The following is a 649-nucleotide window of genomic DNA, read 5'->3' as shown; positions in this document are numbered from 1 at the left end:
CGTCGTGTTCGCGGTCCTGCTCGTCTGGGGCGTCTGGGCCATCCGAACGGCTTACGTAGGGTGGTCCGAGAGCCGCCTCAACCAGCGCCAGTTCCTCGGCGTCTGCATCCGCTTCGTCGCGATGTACCTCGTCCTGAGTTTCTTCCTCCTCTCCTGACCTGAAAGGCCTGACCATGCAAAACCGCATCCTCACTTCCCGTTTTGTCCAGCGCACCACCGTGGCTCTGGGCGCCGCCGCGCTGCCGGCGCTGTCGTTCGCGCAAGGCCTGCCGCAGTTGGAGAACCCGACCCGGGGCGCCGGCAGCGGCATCATGGAGACGATCAGGAACTACGGCTACGACATCATCATGCTCGTGGCCCTGCTGGTTGTGGCGTCGATGTTCATTGGCGTGTGCTACCACGCCTACGGCACCTACGCGGAAATCCACACTGGTCGCAAAACCTGGGGCCAATTCGGCCTCACGGTCGCCATCGGCGCGGTGCTGCTCGTGATCGGCATTTGGCTGCTCACCGAAGCCACCGGCATCCTGTAAGGCGAGGCCGGTATGTCCGAGCAGCAGCACGTCCGTGCTGACGGGACGGTCACGTTCCTTCCGCACCGGCTCAACCGCCATCCCGTTGTCGTGCGCGGCCTCACCGCCGACGAGCT

Annotated in this window: 3 protein-coding genes; all 3 read left to right on the top strand. The window is 64.9% G+C overall.

The genetic code is table 11. The features are described 5' to 3' along the window. The coding region (locus EKA13_RS27515) for a TIGR03758 family integrating conjugative element protein (RefSeq protein WP_065762060.1) at positions 1 to 157 on the top strand (157 nt) is incomplete at its 5' end. 16 nt (positions 158 to 173) lie between these two features. Then, the gene (locus tag EKA13_RS27510) at positions 174 to 533 is read left to right on the top strand and encodes a TIGR03745 family integrating conjugative element membrane protein (protein ID WP_003158638.1); all 360 of its coding nucleotides are present in this window, start codon (positions 174 to 176) and stop codon (positions 531 to 533) included. Between the two features lie 12 nt (positions 534 to 545). Then, positions 546 to 649: DUF3487 family protein (locus EKA13_RS27505; RefSeq protein ID WP_125862984.1), on the top strand; the 104-nt coding region annotated here is incomplete at its 3' end.

The sequence above is a fragment of the Pseudomonas defluvii genome, from assembly GCF_001695625.1.
GTDB lineage: Bacteria > Pseudomonadota > Gammaproteobacteria > Pseudomonadales > Pseudomonadaceae > Aquipseudomonas > Aquipseudomonas defluvii.
Note: the sequence above shows the minus strand (reverse complement) of the source record. Positions and strands in the feature narration are given on the sequence as shown.